The sequence below is a fragment of the Rhizobacter sp. P2_H2 genome (genome assembly GCF_056403375.1).
Map to the genome: position 1 here is coordinate 1 of NZ_JBFUFP010001771.1, position 610 is coordinate 610.

Sequence of the window (610 nt, forward strand, 5' to 3'; positions counted from 1 at the left end):
CCTGGAAGCCGGCGCCCTGCGTCAGCATCAGCACGCCGGCCAGCCCGACCGCGATGCCCAGCAGCTCGAGGYGGCTCGGCACCACGCGCCACAGCAGGTTCAGCCCGGCGATCATCAGCGGCACCACCGCGATGAACGCGACCACCAGGCCCGAGCCCACGGTCTGCTCCGAATACGCGGTGCCGCCCATGCCGCCGCCCAGCATCAGCGCGCCGACCACCAGCGCATTGCGCCATTGCACGAGGTTGGGCCACGGCGCGCTGCGCCAGCGCATCCACGCCATCAGCAGCACGCCGGCAAACAGGAAGCGCGAGCCCATCTGCAGGAAGGGCGGAAAGCTGACCAGCGCGAACTTGATCGCGAGGTAGGTGGAACCCCAGACGAGCCAGGTGGCGGCCAGGCACAGCAGGATCAGCGCCTGCGGGCCGTGGCGTTCGGGTTGCATCGCGGCGGTGGGTGAAGAAGCGGACATGAGGGTGCTCGGCGCGAGAAATCAGGCCGTCATCGTACGAAGGCGGGCGCCGCAATGGAATGCGAGAAACAAGGTCGACCGAGGCAACGCATGCTATGTTTGAAGGACTTTCGGAGGATTTGCCTTGAACGTTGACAT

General features: G+C 66.8%; 1 protein-coding gene. It reads right to left on the minus strand.

Annotation, left to right across the window (positions count from 1 at the left end; translation table 11 throughout):
- A partial coding sequence (locus AC1D15_RS36120; protein WP_477829874.1) for an EamA family transporter occupies positions 1-445 on the minus strand: 445 nt, incomplete at its 3' end.
- Positions 446-610 lie beyond the last annotated feature (165 nt).